Annotated in this window: 28 protein-coding genes; 11 read left to right on the forward strand and 17 right to left on the reverse strand. The window is 32.4% G+C overall.

Annotated elements, in window-relative coordinates:
- Window position 1 precedes the first annotated feature (1 nt).
- The 12 genes from EL260_RS23345 to EL260_RS23395 are packed head-to-tail and all read right to left on the reverse strand — an operon-like array spanning window position 2 to window position 4,369.
- Complete coding sequence (locus EL260_RS23345) at window positions 2–607, reverse strand: hypothetical protein (protein WP_123857870.1); 606 nt, start codon at window positions 605–607, stop codon at window positions 2–4.
- On the reverse strand, window positions 600–779 hold the full coding sequence (locus EL260_RS23350; protein ID WP_077417950.1) for a hypothetical protein: 180 nt from the start codon (window positions 777–779) through the stop codon (window positions 600–602). Before EL260_RS23350 ends, EL260_RS23345 begins: the two co-directional genes overlap by 8 nt.
- A complete protein-coding gene (locus EL260_RS23355; RefSeq protein WP_123857871.1) occupies window positions 776–1,396 on the reverse strand; it encodes a hypothetical protein in 621 nt (206 codons plus the stop codon). The genes EL260_RS23350 and EL260_RS23355 overlap by 4 nt, the downstream gene beginning before the upstream one ends.
- Before the next feature lie 4 nt (window positions 1,397–1,400).
- Window positions 1,401–1,568 carry a hypothetical protein gene (locus EL260_RS25760; protein ID WP_164466570.1) on the reverse strand — a complete coding sequence of 56 codons (168 nt, stop codon included), beginning with the start codon at window positions 1,566–1,568 and terminating at the stop codon, window positions 1,401–1,403.
- A complete protein-coding gene (locus tag EL260_RS23360; protein ID WP_123857872.1) occupies window positions 1,565–2,002 on the reverse strand; it encodes a hypothetical protein in 438 nt (145 codons plus the stop codon). Before EL260_RS23360 ends, EL260_RS25760 begins: the two co-directional genes overlap by 4 nt.
- Window positions 1,999–2,442, reverse strand: coding sequence for a hypothetical protein (locus tag EL260_RS23365; RefSeq protein WP_123857873.1), 444 nt, complete (start codon window positions 2,440–2,442; stop codon window positions 1,999–2,001). The genes EL260_RS23360 and EL260_RS23365 overlap by 4 nt, the downstream gene beginning before the upstream one ends.
- Window positions 2,443–2,444: 2 nt before the next feature.
- Window positions 2,445–3,023 (reverse strand): ERF family protein, encoded by a 579-nt coding sequence (locus EL260_RS23370; RefSeq protein WP_123857874.1) that lies wholly within the window; start codon window positions 3,021–3,023, stop codon window positions 2,445–2,447.
- The gene (locus EL260_RS23375) at window positions 3,023–3,343 is read right to left on the reverse strand and encodes a hypothetical protein (protein WP_123857875.1); all 321 of its coding nucleotides are present in this window, start codon (window positions 3,341–3,343) and stop codon (window positions 3,023–3,025) included. Before EL260_RS23375 ends, EL260_RS23370 begins: the two co-directional genes overlap by 1 nt.
- Before the next feature lie 3 nt (window positions 3,344–3,346).
- A complete protein-coding gene (locus tag EL260_RS23380; RefSeq protein WP_123857876.1) occupies window positions 3,347–3,658 on the reverse strand; it encodes a hypothetical protein in 312 nt (103 codons plus the stop codon).
- Window positions 3,659–3,718: 60 nt separating this feature from the next.
- The gene (locus EL260_RS23385) at window positions 3,719–3,898 is read right to left on the reverse strand and encodes a hypothetical protein (RefSeq protein ID WP_123857877.1); all 180 of its coding nucleotides are present in this window, start codon (window positions 3,896–3,898) and stop codon (window positions 3,719–3,721) included.
- Window positions 3,895–4,110: a hypothetical protein gene (locus EL260_RS23390; protein ID WP_123857878.1), complete on the reverse strand. Its 216-nt coding sequence runs from the start codon at window positions 4,108–4,110 to the stop codon at window positions 3,895–3,897. Before EL260_RS23390 ends, EL260_RS23385 begins: the two co-directional genes overlap by 4 nt.
- Window positions 4,064–4,369, reverse strand: a complete 306-nt coding sequence (locus EL260_RS23395) for a hypothetical protein (RefSeq protein WP_123857879.1) — start codon at window positions 4,367–4,369, stop codon at window positions 4,064–4,066. The genes EL260_RS23390 and EL260_RS23395 overlap by 47 nt, the downstream gene beginning before the upstream one ends.
- Before the next feature lie 160 nt (window positions 4,370–4,529).
- Between EL260_RS23395 and EL260_RS23400 the strand changes: the two genes are divergently transcribed.
- Window positions 4,530–4,967: a helix-turn-helix transcriptional regulator gene (locus EL260_RS23400; protein ID WP_123857880.1), complete on the forward strand. Its 438-nt coding sequence runs from the start codon at window positions 4,530–4,532 to the stop codon at window positions 4,965–4,967.
- 1 nt (window position 4,968) lies between these two features.
- Here the strand turns inward: EL260_RS23400 and EL260_RS23405 are convergent, their stop codons facing one another.
- Window positions 4,969–5,202, reverse strand: coding sequence for a hypothetical protein (locus EL260_RS23405; RefSeq protein WP_123857881.1), 234 nt, complete (start codon window positions 5,200–5,202; stop codon window positions 4,969–4,971).
- A gap of 460 nt (window positions 5,203–5,662) precedes the next feature.
- Window positions 5,663–5,932, reverse strand: coding sequence for a hypothetical protein (locus EL260_RS23410; RefSeq protein WP_123857882.1), 270 nt, complete (start codon window positions 5,930–5,932; stop codon window positions 5,663–5,665).
- A gap of 227 nt (window positions 5,933–6,159) precedes the next feature.
- Between EL260_RS23410 and EL260_RS23415 the strand changes: the two genes are divergently transcribed.
- The 5 genes from EL260_RS23415 to EL260_RS23435 are packed head-to-tail and all read left to right on the forward strand — an operon-like array spanning window position 6,160 to window position 8,668.
- Window positions 6,160–6,711 carry a hypothetical protein gene (locus EL260_RS23415; protein ID WP_123857883.1) on the forward strand — a complete coding sequence of 184 codons (552 nt, stop codon included), beginning with the start codon at window positions 6,160–6,162 and terminating at the stop codon, window positions 6,709–6,711.
- A 10-nt stretch (window positions 6,712–6,721) separates the two neighbouring features.
- Window positions 6,722–7,261, forward strand: coding sequence for a DUF4468 domain-containing protein (locus EL260_RS23420; protein WP_123857884.1), 540 nt, complete (start codon window positions 6,722–6,724; stop codon window positions 7,259–7,261).
- A 1-nt stretch (window position 7,262) separates the two neighbouring features.
- Window positions 7,263–7,793: a DUF4468 domain-containing protein gene (locus tag EL260_RS23425; protein ID WP_123857885.1), complete on the forward strand. Its 531-nt coding sequence runs from the start codon at window positions 7,263–7,265 to the stop codon at window positions 7,791–7,793.
- 1 nt (window position 7,794) lies between these two features.
- The gene (locus tag EL260_RS23430; RefSeq protein WP_123857886.1) at window positions 7,795–8,337 is read left to right on the forward strand and encodes a hypothetical protein; all 543 of its coding nucleotides are present in this window, start codon (window positions 7,795–7,797) and stop codon (window positions 8,335–8,337) included.
- Between the two features lie 16 nt (window positions 8,338–8,353).
- Window positions 8,354–8,668: a hypothetical protein gene (locus tag EL260_RS23435; protein WP_123857887.1), complete on the forward strand. Its 315-nt coding sequence runs from the start codon at window positions 8,354–8,356 to the stop codon at window positions 8,666–8,668.
- A 195-nt stretch (window positions 8,669–8,863) separates the two neighbouring features.
- Here the strand turns inward: EL260_RS23435 and EL260_RS23440 are convergent, their stop codons facing one another.
- Together EL260_RS23440 and catB are read right to left on the reverse strand one after the other, a co-directional pair.
- The gene (locus tag EL260_RS23440) at window positions 8,864–9,421 is read right to left on the reverse strand and encodes an NADPH-dependent FMN reductase (protein WP_123857888.1); all 558 of its coding nucleotides are present in this window, start codon (window positions 9,419–9,421) and stop codon (window positions 8,864–8,866) included.
- 107 nt (window positions 9,422–9,528) lie between these two features.
- Window positions 9,529–10,158, reverse strand: a complete 630-nt coding sequence (gene catB, locus EL260_RS23445) for a type B chloramphenicol O-acetyltransferase (protein WP_123857889.1) — start codon at window positions 10,156–10,158, stop codon at window positions 9,529–9,531.
- A 392-nt stretch (window positions 10,159–10,550) separates the two neighbouring features.
- Here catB and EL260_RS23450 point away from each other — a divergent pair, with 392 nt between their 5' ends.
- The 5 genes from EL260_RS23450 to pyk are packed head-to-tail and all read left to right on the forward strand — an operon-like array spanning window position 10,551 to window position 14,732.
- Window positions 10,551–10,790, forward strand: coding sequence for an acyl carrier protein (locus EL260_RS23450; protein WP_002976354.1), 240 nt, complete (start codon window positions 10,551–10,553; stop codon window positions 10,788–10,790).
- 34 nt (window positions 10,791–10,824) lie between these two features.
- Window positions 10,825–12,069 (forward strand): beta-ketoacyl-ACP synthase II, encoded by a 1,245-nt coding sequence (gene fabF, locus EL260_RS23455; RefSeq protein WP_123857890.1) that lies wholly within the window; start codon window positions 10,825–10,827, stop codon window positions 12,067–12,069.
- A 9-nt stretch (window positions 12,070–12,078) separates the two neighbouring features.
- Window positions 12,079–12,843, forward strand: a complete 765-nt coding sequence (gene rnc, locus EL260_RS23460; protein WP_123857891.1) for a ribonuclease III — start codon at window positions 12,079–12,081, stop codon at window positions 12,841–12,843.
- Entirely contained in the window at window positions 12,821–13,294 is a 474-nt protein-coding gene (locus EL260_RS23465; protein WP_123857892.1) for an IPExxxVDY family protein, read from the forward strand. Before rnc ends, EL260_RS23465 begins: the two co-directional genes overlap by 23 nt.
- On the forward strand, window positions 13,287–14,732 hold the full coding sequence (gene pyk, locus EL260_RS23470; RefSeq protein ID WP_123857893.1) for a pyruvate kinase: 1,446 nt from the start codon (window positions 13,287–13,289) through the stop codon (window positions 14,730–14,732). Before EL260_RS23465 ends, pyk begins: the two co-directional genes overlap by 8 nt.
- 70 nt (window positions 14,733–14,802) lie before the next feature.
- Here the strand turns inward: pyk and EL260_RS23475 are convergent, their stop codons facing one another.
- Complete coding sequence (locus EL260_RS23475) at window positions 14,803–16,740, reverse strand: WG repeat-containing protein (RefSeq protein WP_123857894.1); 1,938 nt, start codon at window positions 16,738–16,740, stop codon at window positions 14,803–14,805.
- Between the last annotated feature and the right edge of the window lie 3 nt (window positions 16,741–16,743).

Consider the following 16,743-nt stretch of genomic DNA (forward strand, 5'->3'; position numbering starts at 1 on the left):
ACTACTCTACTTTTGCGTTTTCAAAGTCTTCATCATTTCCAGAAGCATCAAAGTCCATAGAAAGCTGTTCATATTGTGGAGCGGTTTTACCGTTCATATAAGCTTCTACCTGTTCAATTACTACATCTAACCTATCTTTAAGCTCCTGTATGTACAAGTATGTACCATTGTCACCAATCTTAACTTTAGGAGTACTGAATGTGATTGTTCCAATACTTGATTCTTTACTACCGGAAAGAATCACTGATTTGTTTTCATCAGTTCCAGTAATTTTAAAGGAATAAACGTTGAACTTTTCAAGATCCTCATGTTCTTCTAAATCGTCAATATGAGTTTGATTATTCGCCCAATGGAATACCCCATCAATATGGGCTAAGAAAACATCAAGCTGTTTAAAAGCTTCAAACATATCATCATGTACAATGTGCATTCCTTTATGTGTAAGCTGATCACCTTTAGTAAGACCATGTAATAGCTCATAAGTGTAAGTACATGACATATCTTTTAAAGCAGCTGATTTAATTTCGATTTGCTTTTCATCAGCGAATTCAGATAACACTGCCATATTTTCTAATTGGTCAGAATTGATTTCGATTACTTTACCCATGATTTGTATTATATTTTAAGAAGTTATACATCCAGATAGCACCTGTTTTGAAGTCGTCTTTTATGGCTTTAGATGCTGTTTTAAATTCGCTTTCCTGCTTTTCTCCCAGGGTTTCCTTGGCGTGAGCTTCAGCAGCTTTTTCTATGTTGGTTTTTAATTGATCTTTTTTCATGGTTGCAATCCAAATTTTATTTTAACTACCTCAATGATTGAAATGTATTCCTTCGCATTTTTACCTTCACCATGTGTTTTCCTAACTTCTTTCTCAAACTCTTCAATAGAGCCGGAAAAGCAACCGCAACTGACTTTAATTTTATTGTCTTTTTCTTTGAAAAAAGTAGTAGTTCTATTTTCAGATCCGAAGTTTTGGAAACAGCAATAATCATTGTTTGATTTTGCCTCAGCATCACCGAACACCCAAGCATTACCGGACACCCTAGCATTACCGGACACCCTAGCATTACCGAACACCCTAGCATCACCGAACACCTCAGCATCACCGAACACCCAAGCATTACCGAACACCCAAGCATTACCGAACACCCTAGCATTACCGAACACCCTAGCATCACCGAACACCTCAGCATCACCGAACACCCTAGCATTACCGAACACCTCAGCATCACCGAACACCCAAGCATTACCGGACAGACACTCTTCTTTTTCAACCCATCCACCTACTTCTCCTTCATTTACATATTTTGATTTTTTAGTAGCTTTAATTCTGAATAGCTTAATTCCTAAAAAATTGATCTTATATTCTTGTGTTAATTCAAAATGTTTTTCCATGATTTTATTCTAAGTCTTTAATGTTACAAGGGAATCTCAAACCGTTGTATCTTTCACAGGTTACAGCGTTCCCACTAATACTGATTATTGTTACTTTTTCACCTTTTGATGCCCATAAAGCTTTTCCGTAGCCAGCATCTTTATTCAGAATCATTGAATCACCGATTTTCATAATTCAATTTTTAATTGTTCGTTGGGTTCAGGTAAGGTCACATTGAAAAACTCTAAAGCAAACTGCCGGATCTTTTGTTTAAATTCAAACTCCCACTCATATGTATTAAGCTCAGTAGAAGACTTAGGAACCCGGATAAAAGAACCGGTATCCTCATTTATTTTTTCTTCGTAATTACAGTTAAGCTTAATTATTTCGTGGACATCGTTGGCGTCTCGTATTTCGCCCCAGGTATCAAGTATTGCTCTTTGAAGGATAGGAATCCAAACACCCCAGTAAAAAGCGTTCTCATTATTACTCCTTTTCTTGTATTTTCTTTTGAAAACTATTTTGATTTCCTTGCCTTCAAATTGCAATATTGCATTTCTGATGAGGTCCTTATTCATTCTGAATTGACCTTCTGAAATTCTGGTGTCAATCTCAATGGATTTCATTTTCTTACCTTTTCACCTTTTATATAGGAGGTGGTATTAACAATAGGCAATGGAATTTCTTCGCCGTTTTCATCAACATTTAACCCACCATTCTGAACCATTTTAAAGGCTAACTTTGACTTTTGTTCCAATGCTTTCTTCTGGTTTTCTAGTGTTACCCATGCAGGAATATGCTTAAAAGAAGGGGTTTCTTTGTACATTTTTGAAAAGATAAATCCCTTATATCCTTCTTTACCATATGCTGCAGCTTCATCAGTGATACTATCTACATTTTCATTTAACCATACCTTTCTTTCTTCAGCTAATTGATTTAAATAATCCATTTCTTGCTTAAATGAAACAGCAGCATCAAGTGGAGAAACATTACCGTCTTCAACCTCTTGACATCTATTAATGAACTCTTGCTGATACTGTTCGAAAATTTGTGATGATAAACTCATGATTAGAATATGTTTAAGGTTTCAAGATCTTTTTCAACTTCTTTGATATCGAAGTATTTTTTTAACTCTTCTTTAGTGACTGTTTCACCTTTGGAGACTTTTTCTGTCAAGCTATTCCATGCTTTAGAACCTACTTTTAGAATATTCAAAGGTTTTGGATCAGCTGGCTTTTGATTTACAGGTGGTTTTTGTACTGCATTATTTTGCTTTTTCTCAACACCATTTCCATCTGTATCTTTATCTGTTACTAACCCCAGTATAGAAGCTAGAGCATATCTTCGTAAATAAGTTATTGCAGATCCTAAAACTTGATAATCGTTCATCCCCTTTAACTGTACCCCTTCAGGAATTTCGATTGTGCTTTCAATAGACTCTCCTGTCTCCGTATGAAAGATTATAGTTTTGATTTCTTTTCCATTTATTGGCTGCGTAAAACCTAAACCGTTAATTTTTAATAATGGATTTATTATTTCAAATATTGCAGGAAGATCTGCATATGAATAACCATAACCCTGAGTGTCTTTATGTATTACAGGAACCTCTTGCTGAAAAGCAGCTAATGATTTATATAATGCTTTCATTATCCTGCTTTTTTAAGGTTATTCTTATATTGAACTATCTCAAGCATTTTTGAACAATACTTTTCTGCTTTTTCTCTATCATCTGTCCATACAGTGTGAGCAAATGCATTTAACAATTCATCCGGATTAAACACATCCATAAATGAAAAGAAGAATGTTGACTCACTATTATAATGGAAATGAACGTCTTTGCCTGTAGTGTAAATAGATTTTGTTCCTACACATAGTACTTTATGTTCTTGTACTTCTGGAAGCTGTGATAGTATATTTACTCCCACTTGATACACTATTTGTCCTATTTTAAAATTTGATTGGTCCATGATTTAAATATTAATGGTTAAGTTTTCAGAAAGGTATTTTTCGATGTACTTGATCTCAGACCTGCTTAAATCAAGCTCTTCATTTTCTCGACTATCATAGCCTCCCAGGTAATGAACCTTCGTTTTCTTTGCTGATCTGCCATACTCAGGGTGATAATCGATTGAGATCTCAAGTGATAGGTCTAAACTGATTTTCTCGTCTTCACAGATTGTAAGCTCAGTTTCACAAAACTTTTTTTCCTCAGTATCAATATCAACAACAAGGTTCTGAACCAGGATTTGCTGTATTGGAGAAATAAATGGTACTTTTGTCATACTTTTTAGTTATTTGTATTATTACAAGTAATCAGGACCGTCTGCGCCAACAGGCGGTTTTTATATTTTCCCTGATTTTATTTTATTCTTTATATAATCTGAACAAAACTTCCGGATTCTGGTTTTTTCCGCTTTATCAACTTTTTGCCCAAGTGTTCCGGTTATTAACTCATTTCTTTTTTCTACCGGAAGCTTTGCCAGATAATCTTTTGCTATTTTAAAATCAAGTTCTACACTCATTCTTTAATAAATTTGATTGGAAATTTTCTGTTAAACTCGTCTTCAATCTCAAAGTAGTTGTTCAACTTTAGCATGTAAGCTGCCAGAAGAAGATCGTTTCCTGTCTCAATGCAGGTAGCTTCTTTCATAGTGCTTAAGAACATTGCTCCTATTGCGTCCTGACTCTTATTGAGCACCTTGCAGTTTCTGAATGTTTTCGATGGATTTTTCATTTTTAAAGGTTTTTATAGTTTGGTCAAGAATTGCTTGTTCTTGAGATATTTCATTTTGGGAATCTTTAGAGTTTTCAAGAGCCTTTTCCATCAATAGTAAAGTCGATTCAACTCTTTCATTGTTATTGATTTTTAATTCTCCTAATCGAAGTCTTCTTACTGTGTGAAACCCCGCTCCTGTAGCTCTGGCCACATCAGTTACGTCTAGCTCGCTTGTGTGTTTTTTGATACACTCTATAATTTCAGATGATATAGTCATAACAATAAATTTTTATTCTAAACCTGATGAGATATATCAATACTTTTTAATTTTTGTATATCTTTGTCACCATGTTTCTAACAACAAATGTAATGTGAAAATATTTCACATACAATGTTTTTTGTGAATAATTTTCACATTTTACTGTAACCACTTGAAAATGAACGATAAAAAATTAAAAGAATTACGTAAGAATGCTAAATTGACTCAACAAGAACTTGCTGAGTTAGTGGGTGTTGATAGAAGAAGTATTATTAGTTATGAAAAAGGAGAAAGTATTCCAGCCCCGATAGCGAAACTTCTTCACATTTTATTAGAAACTGATTATCTTGTAAGACTTTCGGCAAATGAAATTAATTATGTGGTAATTAACGAAGAAAAAGAAGTAGAAATTAATCATGATTATTTGAACAATTTAATTTCTGATCTTAAAACTCAAATAATTGAAAAAATTGATAAACTTTCAGATCAAGAAAGAGCCTCTAGTATAATTGATAGAACTTATTTACGTAGCATAATTACACATTTTGACATTAAGCCAAAAGAAATAAGTGAGGCTGAAAATATCGAAGAAAAACTTGAAATAAAAAAGCAGTAACCTAATTTGGTACTGCTTTTAAAATTGATATACTTAAGTTAAATTTAGGCAAACTAAATTCATCAGTTAAGAATTCAATTATTTTTTCTCTTTGACTCCTACTCAAAATATCTTCTAACTTATCTATTAGAAAAAAATTATTAATAAGATATTCATTCTTTTGAATCTTACCAATCTTATAGAAATATTCATTCCTATTTATTAAAGACTCAATCATATCAATGTCTTTCTTCATTTTACTATATAGTAATTAGTTTTCTTTAATAATTTCCTCAATTGATCTTTTAATCCTGGATTCTCTTAATTTCAATACCTTAACATAAAGTCTTGTATAGTACATTGTGCCAATCATAAATATAATTATGCCTATTATCGCACCGAAGAACCATATATTCTCATTAGGAGTATAATTTAAAAGTGGTAAAAAATAAAAAGCTGAAGAATAAAGTGAAGAAAATAGAACAGGAACATAACATAGAAGGTATGGTTCCATATCTTTTGTTAGAATAATAACTGAGGATTGGAAACAAATAGCTAATGACCATAAGACAGCAGCTAGGTTATTATTTGCTGCAGTTACCCAAGTCGTATTAATACTCGGAAAAAATACAGATATAATATTGTTTATAAAAGGAAATGTTGCTGATATCAACACTAAGACACTTCCTAGTGTTGATATTGTAGAATACTTTACTTTAGTTTCCTTTTGGAGGCTTAACATCTCCTGGAGGAATGATTTCTGACTCATCACGATCACCGTTAATTTTAAGAGTATCAATGGAATTAATAGGGTTGCTACCACCATTAACTTCCGAATTTAACTCATCTAAGTTTCTGTTATAATTAATTTCTGTTTTCAAGGTCTTGGATTCAGGTTTTGGAGTTATGTCTTCTTCTTCTCTTTCACCTGAACATGAATGTAATAATACTGTAGAAACAGCTGCTAATAAAAATAGTTTTTTCATTTTGACAAATTTTAAATTGTCCGTAAAAATACTAAATTAATAGACTTATGTATCAGCGCATTACTTATATTCAGTTTGCTAATATATAATATTTATTCATACAAAGATGAAATATTTATTAACATTAAGGTTTTTTATAATGTATAAAAACAACTATTCATTACGGTTTCCCATAATTCACTAAAATATATTTTTTAGTTATATTTGTTGATTAAAACAATTAACCAATGAAACAAATATTTTTGTTTTTTTTTCTAGTTATAATCATTGTAAATGGACAAAATAAGTCTAAAACTTTTTCAGACCATTGTTATCTTCCAAATGGAGAAAAATGCCCTAGAGAATATGCAACTTCAAAAATGACATATGGTGAGTTCAAAACTAATTTTGAAAAAAAAGGAAGAGTTTGGTCTAAGATAGTAACAGACGACCTTATTGATGTTGTATTTAAGTCCTTTACAAAAATCCCTCTTTTTGTTTTAATTGATGGTGATAAAAATTATTCTTCAGATAGAATTCAAGAGTTAATTAAAATGGCAAGTGAAGATGATGTATATTACTTTGGCCGCAATCACTTTGGTGTAAAAGCAGATATCAAAAAATTTATAGAAAAAAAAACATTAGACAAAAACTTTTTACTTGAAACATTAGGCAATCCAAATGAAATAAAACAGTCATTGTTTGGTGGAAAATCTACAGAATGTTTTATTTATCTAAAAGAAGGAGTCAGAATATACTTTAATAATGACCTTGCAATAGGTTTTGAAGAAATAGAATAAAAATAGATTCATGAAACAATTATACATATTATTATTTACAATTTCTTGTCTTCTTTGCTATTCTCAAGAACTCCAATATGAAGTTTTTGTTAATGTAGACTCTACTATAACAAAAACTTCTCTTTATAATATTGCAAGAACTTGGGCATCTCAAAACTTCAATACTAATAATAAAGTTACAACAGAAGATCCAGAACTTGGAGAAATCAGTGGAATTGGAAATTATGACTATAGAGCTTCTAAGAAATACATGGGTTCATCTTGCGTAGAAGGTCCGATAAGTTATAAGTTTAGTTTATTTTTTAAAGACGGAAAGTACAAATATTCCTTTTATTCATTTGTACATAACGGTTCTAGAGGTCCAGGATGCGGACGTGTTGATTATGGGCCATTAACAGTCTCTGATCATGCTCCTTTAAAAGGGAAAATGATTGCAGATGATTATGCTTGGTATGATGTAAAAGAAAAAACTTCAGAACTTATTAATTCATTAGTCAAAAGTTTAAATGAAACTTTGATTAAAGTAAATCAATCTAATTCTAATTGGTAAAATGAAACAAATATTAATATTTTTACTCTTCGTTTTAAGTACATTTTTTTATGGTCAGGAGCTCCAATATGAAGGAGTTGTTAAAGTTGATTCGTTAACAACAAAAGAAGAACTTTATAACCGAGCTCGTAGCTGGTTTGCTGATACTTATAAAAGTGAAAAAGATGTAATGAGTATTACAGATAAAGATCTTGGGGAAATTTCAGGAAATGGAGCTATAAGATTTGAACCAAAAACATTTTATTTTGGTTCTATGTGTGCAAGAGGATGGATAATGTATAAGATAAATATTTATATAAAGGAAGGTCGTTATAAATATAATTTCCATACTTTCATACATGAAGGCACAAGATGTCCAGGCGGAGGAGGACTCGTTTCCTTTGGTCTTCTAACTTCAGATAAAGAACATAAAACTGAATCAAATAAGGGTTGGAGAGAAGTTAAAGAAGTGGTTAATAAACACATGGAAGATCTAATAAAATCATTAAATGAATTAATGAATAAAAAACACGAAACTAATAATGATTGGTAACATGAAAAATCTACTCTTTTTATTTCTGATTACTTCAAGCACTTTTTTGTATTGTCAGAATTTTTCTGATATTGAGGAATTTTCTAAATATATAGGAAAAGACTTTAATTCAATTCAAAATGATTATAAACTTTCTGCATCAGAAAGTGGAACTGAATTTGGAATTGATAGTAAGGTTTATAAATATAAAAGCTTTGCAATCATTATTTCTGAAATTGAAGATAATAATCTGATTGGTGAAATTAATTTGACACCTATTAGTTCAAAAAACAACAGTGAAATTTGGTATCAGAATATTAAGGAAACAAATTCAAATCATAATTACTTTTTTGTAAAAGCTTTTATTAAAAATGAAAAAGACTCTTTCTTTGACAAAACAATTAATTATAATGAATTGATTAAGAAGGTCAGAGAAATTGGCATTTCTAACGATGTATTAACTGAAATATGCTATAAAAAAGATATGTTATATTATAGTTTTTCTCTTTTTAGAAATTCTTTTTCTGTTAAAATTTCATCAGATAATCCTTTAAAAAATTTTTAAAATTTTATAAAATAAAATGGCCTACGAAAAGAAAAAGACACAAAGAGAAATAGACGTAGAAAATATTCCGGATGAATTCGGAGTACTGAAAAGATTTTACATAGGTGTTTTTTTTGTAATCGCTGTGGAGCGCATGCACGGCTTCAGAACTTTTTGTGAGAAGCACGGGCTAGACACAGGCAACCTCAGCCGCATCATAAAAACTCCAACAATGAAATTTAATCCTCAGCATCTATCTATATTAGTAATACATTATGGATTTTCTGCACATTGGTTAATAACTGGCGAAGGCCCAATGCGCTTAAATACTGAGTCAAACCCTGAAGAATAAAGGAAATATTAATCAGAATGCTTGAGTAAAAAGAGTAAAAAAAGAGTAAAGGATTTGATAAATTTTATCATAAAATATGGCTCTAAACATGATAAAACAGACGTTTTTTAACGTGTGCCGAATCCCTCCAACTCCACAGAAATATAAAAAAACCACTGATTGATTCAGTGGTTTTTCTATTTTAAACTCTACATATTACGAGCTACTATTCTTCTTAAACCATTCAATATAAGCATCTACAGCCTTCTGAAGAAAACCTTTCATATCATCATTTAAGTTTCCGTTCTCATCCCATGCTTTATCAATATGAGGAAGATAAACTTCAGGTTGCTGCATCGCCGGAATATTAAGAAACACCAAACTCTGTCTTAAGTGATGATTAGCCCCGAAAGCAGAGAGATTCCCTGGCGAATTACTAAATACTGCCCCTGGTTTTCCATCCCAACCATTTTTACCTGCCGGCCTAGAACCAACATCAATAGCATTTTTCAATACCGCAGGAACTGATCTGTTATATTCCGGAGTAATAAAAATAACTCCGCCAATATTTTTTATTTCATGTCTAAATTTCGCATAGGATTCCGGGACATTATTATAATCATCAAAATCCTGATTGTATATAGGTAAATTGTCAATTGAAATAATTTTAAATTCAAAACCCTGAGGAGTCATAGGAAGTAATGCCTTCGCTATCTTTTTAGAGAAAGACTCTTTGCGCAAACTTCCTGCTATAAGTCCGATTACTGTATTCATATGATAAAATTTAGGTGATTGACATTATTGAAATAGCAAAAACAATGCGAAACATTAAATGATATGAAGTATACCGTTAATAAAAGATCCCAAATGGAACCTTAAAATTATTTCATTTTTTTATAAAATTCGTAGAGAGCACCAATATCTGCTGAGCAAAGTATTGGAACAGCTTTTTCAAGAACATTTTCATCCCAATCCCACCATTTCATTTCAAGAAGTAGCACGATATGTTGTTCACTGAATCTTTTTCTGATAGGCTTTGCAGGATTTCCTCCTACGATAGTATAAGGTTCTACATCTTTTGTCACCAATGCACGGCTGCCAATAACAGCCCCATCTCCGATTTTAATTCCAGCCATTACCATAGCCTCCGTACCAATCCAAACATCATTTCCAATAACAGTATCCCCTGCCAATTCGAAAGCATTCTTACTATTTTGGAAACACTCTACTTCTGACATATAATAGAAAGGGAAACTTGAAATCCAATCATAACGGTGTCCTTGATTTCCACACATGATAAAACTGGCACCACTTCCAATAGAACAATAGGAACCAATAATTAATTTATCTACATCATTTCTGTCAGGAAGCAGATATCGAGCACAGTCATCAAAAGAGTGCCCATGGTAATATCCGGAGTAATAGGAATATTTACCGGCAATAATATTGGGGTTTTGAATATGGTCTTTTATGATTTTGCCTTTAAAAGGACTTTCAAAGAAATTTTTCATTTTTTAGCTTTTTAAATATAACAATAGAGGAAAGAGAACAGCTATAAGCCATTCTTTATGGAAAACGAATTTGTTAATTCAAAAAAGCTAATGTGTTAATTTCATAACACACAAATATAGGTAAAAAAGCATAGACTTTTCATTCTTTTTTATTCCGAAAAAGTCAAAATTTGACCTTTTTCAACCTTTTTGTTTAGAAAATTTTTCGATTCATTTGAAAATAAAAATTAAACACTTCTACTACAGCTAAATATAAATAGCTGAAAACTAAAACACTAAACCTAGCATATCTAAAATGAAAAGTCTCTGTCCACAAAAAAGACTAAAAAAATGTTTTATCGTAAAGAATTTTATATATTTGCAGCATCTAACAATTAAAAAAATAATTTACTATGTCAGACATTGCATCAAGAGTAAAAGCTATCATCGCTGATAAGCTTGACGTTGAAGAAACAGAAGTAACTCCTGAAGCTAGCTTCACTAACGATTTAGGAGCAGATTCACTAGATACAGTTGAGTTAATCATGGAATTCGAAAAAGAATTTAATATTCAGATCCCTGATGACCAAGCTGAAAAAATTACTACTGTAGGGCACGCTATCGCTTACATCGAAGAAGTAGTAAATAAATAATATTCTTCAACAAAAAAGAAATTAAACAAAGTTTATGGAATTAAAAAGAGTAGTTGTAACAGGTTTTGGAGCAATAACACCAATCGGAAATAATGCAAAAGAATACTGGGAAAATCTTGTGAAAGGTGAGAGCGGAGCCGCTCCGATTACTCTTTTTGATGCCACAAACTTTAAAACTAAGTTTGCTTGCGAGGTAAAAAATTTCGATCCATTACAGCATTTCGATAAGAAAGAGTCTAAAAAAATGGACCGAAATACTCAATTGGGACTTGTTGCTGCTAAAGAAGCAGTAGAACATTCTGGTATTATTGAAGATAATGTAGATAAAAACAGAGTTGGTGTAATTTGGGGCTCCGGAATCGGAGGTCTGGAAACATTTGAAACGGAAGTTTTAGGATGGGCTAATACCGAAATTCCTAGATTTAATCCATTCTTTATTCCTAAAATGATTGCTGATATGACTCCTGGTCAGATCTCAATTGAATATGGTTTCCACGGACCAAATTATACAACGGTATCTGCATGTGCATCTTCAGCAAATGCTATAATTGATTCCAAAATGCTTATCCAATTAGGAAAAGCAGACGTGATTGTGTGCGGAGGCTCTGAAGCAGCCGTTACAGCAAGTGGTGTCGGTGGATTTAATGCAATGATGGCACTTTCTACAAGAAATGATGATCCTACAACAGCTTCAAGACCTTTTGACAAAGACAGAGATGGATTTGTATTAGGTGAAGGTGCTGGATGTATTATTCTTGAAGAATACGAGCACGCGGTAAAACGTGGTGCTACAATTTATGCAGAATTATTAGGAGGTGGTATGAGTGCTGATGCATATCATATGACGGCTCCTCATCCTGAAGGCCTTGGTGCTTATCTAGTAATGAAAAACTGTTTGGAAGATGCAGGTTTAACTGCTGATGAAGTAGATCATATCAACATGCATGGTACCTCTACTCCATTAGGAGACATCGCAGAATCCAACGCAATTTCGAAGTTATTAGGCGAGCATGCTTTTGACATTCAGATCAATTCTACAAAGTCAATGACAGGTCACCTTTTGGGGGCAGCCGGTGTTATTGAGGCTATCGCTGCGTTAGGAACGATTATTCATGGTATTGTTCCTCCTACCATCAACCATTTCACTGATGATGAAAAGATTGACAGCAGATTAAACTTTACGTTTAATACTGCCGTTAAGAAAGATGTAAAAGTAGCCATGAGCAATACTTTTGGATTTGGCGGGCATAACGCTTGCGTTCTATTTAAGAAAATCTAAATTCAATGAATGGAGTTACAGAAATACTTTTCTAAATTCCTTCTCAAAAAAAGAAAAAGACAGTTAACGGAAAGAGATTATTTTCTCAGCACTGAACTTAAAAAAGTTTTGGGTGCAGAGGTACAAAATATTGCTCTTTACCGCGAAGCTTTTTCTTTAAAAAATTCTTCTAAAAATCAAGACATCAACTACGAAAGGCTTGAATTTTTGGGAGATTCTGTTTTGGGTACAATTATTTCTTGTCATTTGTTCCAGACCTATCCTCAGGCTAACGAAGGATATCTGACACAAATGAAATCTAAGATTGTTAATAGGAAAAATCTTAATAAATTAGGGGAAGACCTTAGGCTTACAGATCTTCTGCAGAAGCAGAATAACTCTGCGGCTTTAGGTGAAAATATCTCCGGGAATTTATTTGAAGCTTTAATAGGGGCCATTTATTTGGATTTCCATTATGATTTTTGCAGAAAGATTATAATGGAAAAACTTCTGACGCCTTCCGAGATTAACAAACTTGAAAATAAAATTGTCAGCTACAAAGGTCTCCTTCTCGAATGGAGCCAGAAAAAGAAGGTAAATATAAAGTACGAAACTTGCGAGGAAATACAGGCTAATAAGGCAGTCATGTTCCGTTGTCATGTATGGCTGGGAGATGAAAAGATTGCTAATGCTACAGATACCTCCAAGAAAAAGGCTGAGGAAAAGGCAGCACAGAGGGCTTTTTATATTTTAAATAAAAAAGAAAACATACTTGGAAATTCAAAAACTTTATGATCTTGATGATATAGAATTTGAAGATATTGCCATAGGATTGGTAAGATTAGCAAAAGATATACCCGCTCATGAGTTTTTCTACAAAATAAATCAACTTAACAATCTCAGTTTTTCAAGAAAAAAAGATCTTGTCTTTCATGGGGGTTATTATGATTATCTTTTTCCTAGGTTTGAGGCCTACCACAAGTTTTCTAAGACCTGTTTCACCTTTATTTCAAATAAATCTTCTGAAAGTAAACAAAAAAAAGTTCAAACCGAGCTCTTTACAGAAGAAGAAAACATTAAATTTTTATTAAATAATCAGGTAGATGTGGAATATATTCTGCATAGTTCGGATCAGTTTCCTGATTTTTCCGTAATTTTGCTCCCTGAAAATCTTGTGTTTCCAATTCAAGACTATACACTGAGTTCTGATGAGGAACTTTATCAAATTATCCAGTATTATGAATAAGTATTTAAAGAAGACAAAAATTATCGCAACACTAGGCCCTGCTTCTTCATCGAAGGAGGTAATGTTAGATCTGATGAAAGCGGGTGTTGATATTTTCAGAATAAATTTTTCCCATGCAGATTACGACTTAGTTCGAAACAATATTGAAATAATTAGAGAACTAAATAGCGAATACGGGTATTCCGTGGGAATCTTAGGAGACCTTCAAGGACCTAAGCTAAGAGTAGGTGTCGTAAAGGAAGGGTCTTACTTGAATCCTGGGGATATTCTTACCTTCACTAATGAAAAGATCGAGGGGGATTCTACTAAGGTATACATGACTTACCAACAGTTTCCACAGGATGTGAAAGTAGGCGAACGAATCTTAATTGATGATGGTAAACTCGTATTAGAGGTTACTGAAACTAACGAAGTAGATACTGTAAAGGCTAAAACGATTCAAGGGGGACCTTTAAGCTCTAAAAAAGGAGTTAATCTTCCTAATACATTGGTATCTCTTCCTGCATTAACAGAGAAGGATATTCAGGATGCTAATTTCATGCTTGACATGGAGGTAGATTGGATCGCTCTATCTTTTGTACGTCATGCGCAGGATATCATCGACTTGAAAGAATTAATTGCAAAACATCCAAACGGTAAATTCAAAACTCCGATTATTGCGAAGATTGAAAAGCCTGAAGGGGTTAAAAATATTGAAGAAATCTTATTGGAATGTGACGGATTAATGGTTGCCCGTGGTGACTTAGGAGTTGAAGTTCCAATGGAAGAGGTTCCTGCCATTCAGAAAAACCTGGTAGAGAAGGCAAGATTCTACTCTAAGCCGGTAATCATCGCAACACAGATGATGGAAACAATGATCAACAGCTTAACGCCAACCAGAGCGGAAGTAAATGACGTTGCGAACTCTGTGCTAGATGGTGCTGATGCAGTAATGCTTTCAGGAGAAACTTCTGTAGGAAGATATCCGGTACAGGTGGTAGAAAATATGGCTAAAATTGTGAAAAACATTGAAACCACTCACTTCTACCAACACAAGAATGAACCGATTGAAAAAGACTATAACTGTATCGATGAGAGATTCATTACCAACAGAGTATGTCTTGCAGCAGTAAGAATTGCTAAAACAACGAATGTTTCTGCAATCGTAACGCTTACACATTCTGGTTATACTGCTTTCCAACTGGCAGCACACAGACCAAACTCTCATATCATTGTGTACAGTGGTAACAGAAGAGTAATTGCTATGCTCAACCTTCTTTGGGGTGTTCATGCTTATTACTATGATATGAAAAAGTCTACTGACGAAACGATTATCCAGGTAAATATGTTAACCCATAACTACGGTTATATTGAAACTGGTGACTTCGTTATCAACATCAATGCAACTCCATCATATGAAGGTGGAAAAACGAATACGTTGAGATTAACGACAGTTTAAAAGCAATAAGCAAAGTTACTTTTTGCCAAAGCATACAAAAAACTCCCGGAAATTAATTTCCGGGAGTTTTTTACTTAAAATCATTACTGATAAATCTATCTTTGTAATAATATTCATAGTTGTTTTTGTAGAGATCAAATAAAATCCCATCAGTAGAAATTCCTATTCCGTTAGAATAAGACCAAACTTTATTGTAAAACTTCAAGAATTGGCTTCCATTAAGATTCAATATATAAGAAGTATCCTGATCTCTTAAATATATTAACCGCTCATCAAGAACAATTGGTTCTGCAAATTTCGGATAGCTAAGAATAAAATCTGTTTTAAAAACCATATTATTATTTTCATCAATACCAACAAGGTTTTTATCTTTAAACAAATAATAAATACCGTTTTCAAGCAAAGCATAACTTTTATTATATTCTGCAGGAATTACTTTCCCATTCTTTGTCATAATCCCCATTTTAGAATTCTTACCGTAGGCAATAAAATTCTCATAAGGCTCCTGAAAATCAAATTCAAAAGGATCTATTGTCTTATTAGTATAATCAATAGTCCCCACTTTATCATTTATTTTCCAAATAAAAAAATAAGATTTTATATTATTAATCTGAGTCGTATCTTTAATGTAATAGATATCCCTTGAAGCAGAATATTCGTTGGTAAAAGGAAGAATAGTTGTATTATTAGTACTAATCAGACCTGTCTTAAGACCTAAATTAGTAGCGAGAAAGTAACCTGTATTATCAACAGGATTAATATCCTCATAAATATAAGGAACTAATAATTTTCCATTAAAATCAAGAATGCCTTTCTTCTTATTCTTACCTATTGCTACAAAATATTTATTTTCCAGAATTGACTTTTTATCAGTAAAAGAAACTGTTTCTGACAAATTATTTAAGTATATAGCATCGGTTTTTTTAAATTTCACCTTTTTTATATCAATAAAATTCAAGGTTCCATCTTTTTTTTCAAAAACATAAACCGGAGAATCAACAGTATCTCTTAATGCATGACTTTCAATGTAAATATTCGGAGATTTTAAAACCTCTTTCCCCTTCAAATTTAATAATCCAATATTTTCTTTATCCAAAAATAAAATTGAACTGCCATATTGTTTAAGATAGTCATATTGTTTAGACTTTACAAAACCATTATTATTAATCAGAAAGTATTTTTCTTCATTTCTTACAATAACGGTATTACTACCTTTAATACTCTCAGAAATATAATCTATTAAAAGATTATTATTAAAAGGGATTTTGGTATAAGGGTTAAGGAGGCTATACTTTGTTACTTCACTGTTAATATATAATCCCACAAAAAGGAATCCATTACGAGAATCTATTGATTTGTATTTAAAACCGGTTAAAGGCTTGCCTTCCTTATCTAAAAAGTCCTCTCTATTATTTGTATAAGCCTTTAATCGATAATCATTCCCTCTATTTAAAATCAATATTCTATATTCTCCTTTTGAATCTGCTACAACCTTTAAAGAAGACGCATCAAGTATCTTTTGAATGTTATTTATACGACAGTCATAAAAATCACCACTTTTATCTTTTTTCACCTCATCAAAATAATCAGAAACTTTTTTATTTTGACTGTCAACAAAGTAATAATATGCTTTTCTCTCCTGTCTAACACAAGGTTTCTGGCTGCCGCATTTGTATTCTGTACTGATTTCAACGTTATCTTTGACTAATATATATCCGTTCTCAAAAGGTGAAACAGATATATATTTTGGTGGGATTATTTCTTCCTTCTTTAGATTAATATACCCCCAATAAGGAATCCCACTGCCATCTTCTTTTAAAATACGAGCATATTTCACTTCAGACTTTGGAGAGACCTCGTGAAATACGCCTATAATTTTATATTCTTTCTTTAGATATTTAATCTCCACAGAATCTGTAACCACTCCCAATCTATCTATAGTAAGCTGCTTTTGGGCAAAGCTTAAAATAAATCCAAACAGAAAAGATAATAAGAGTGATTTCTTCATATA

This window comes from Chryseobacterium nakagawai, assembly GCF_900637665.1.
In the GTDB taxonomy this organism is placed as follows: domain Bacteria; phylum Bacteroidota; class Bacteroidia; order Flavobacteriales; family Weeksellaceae; genus Chryseobacterium; species Chryseobacterium nakagawai.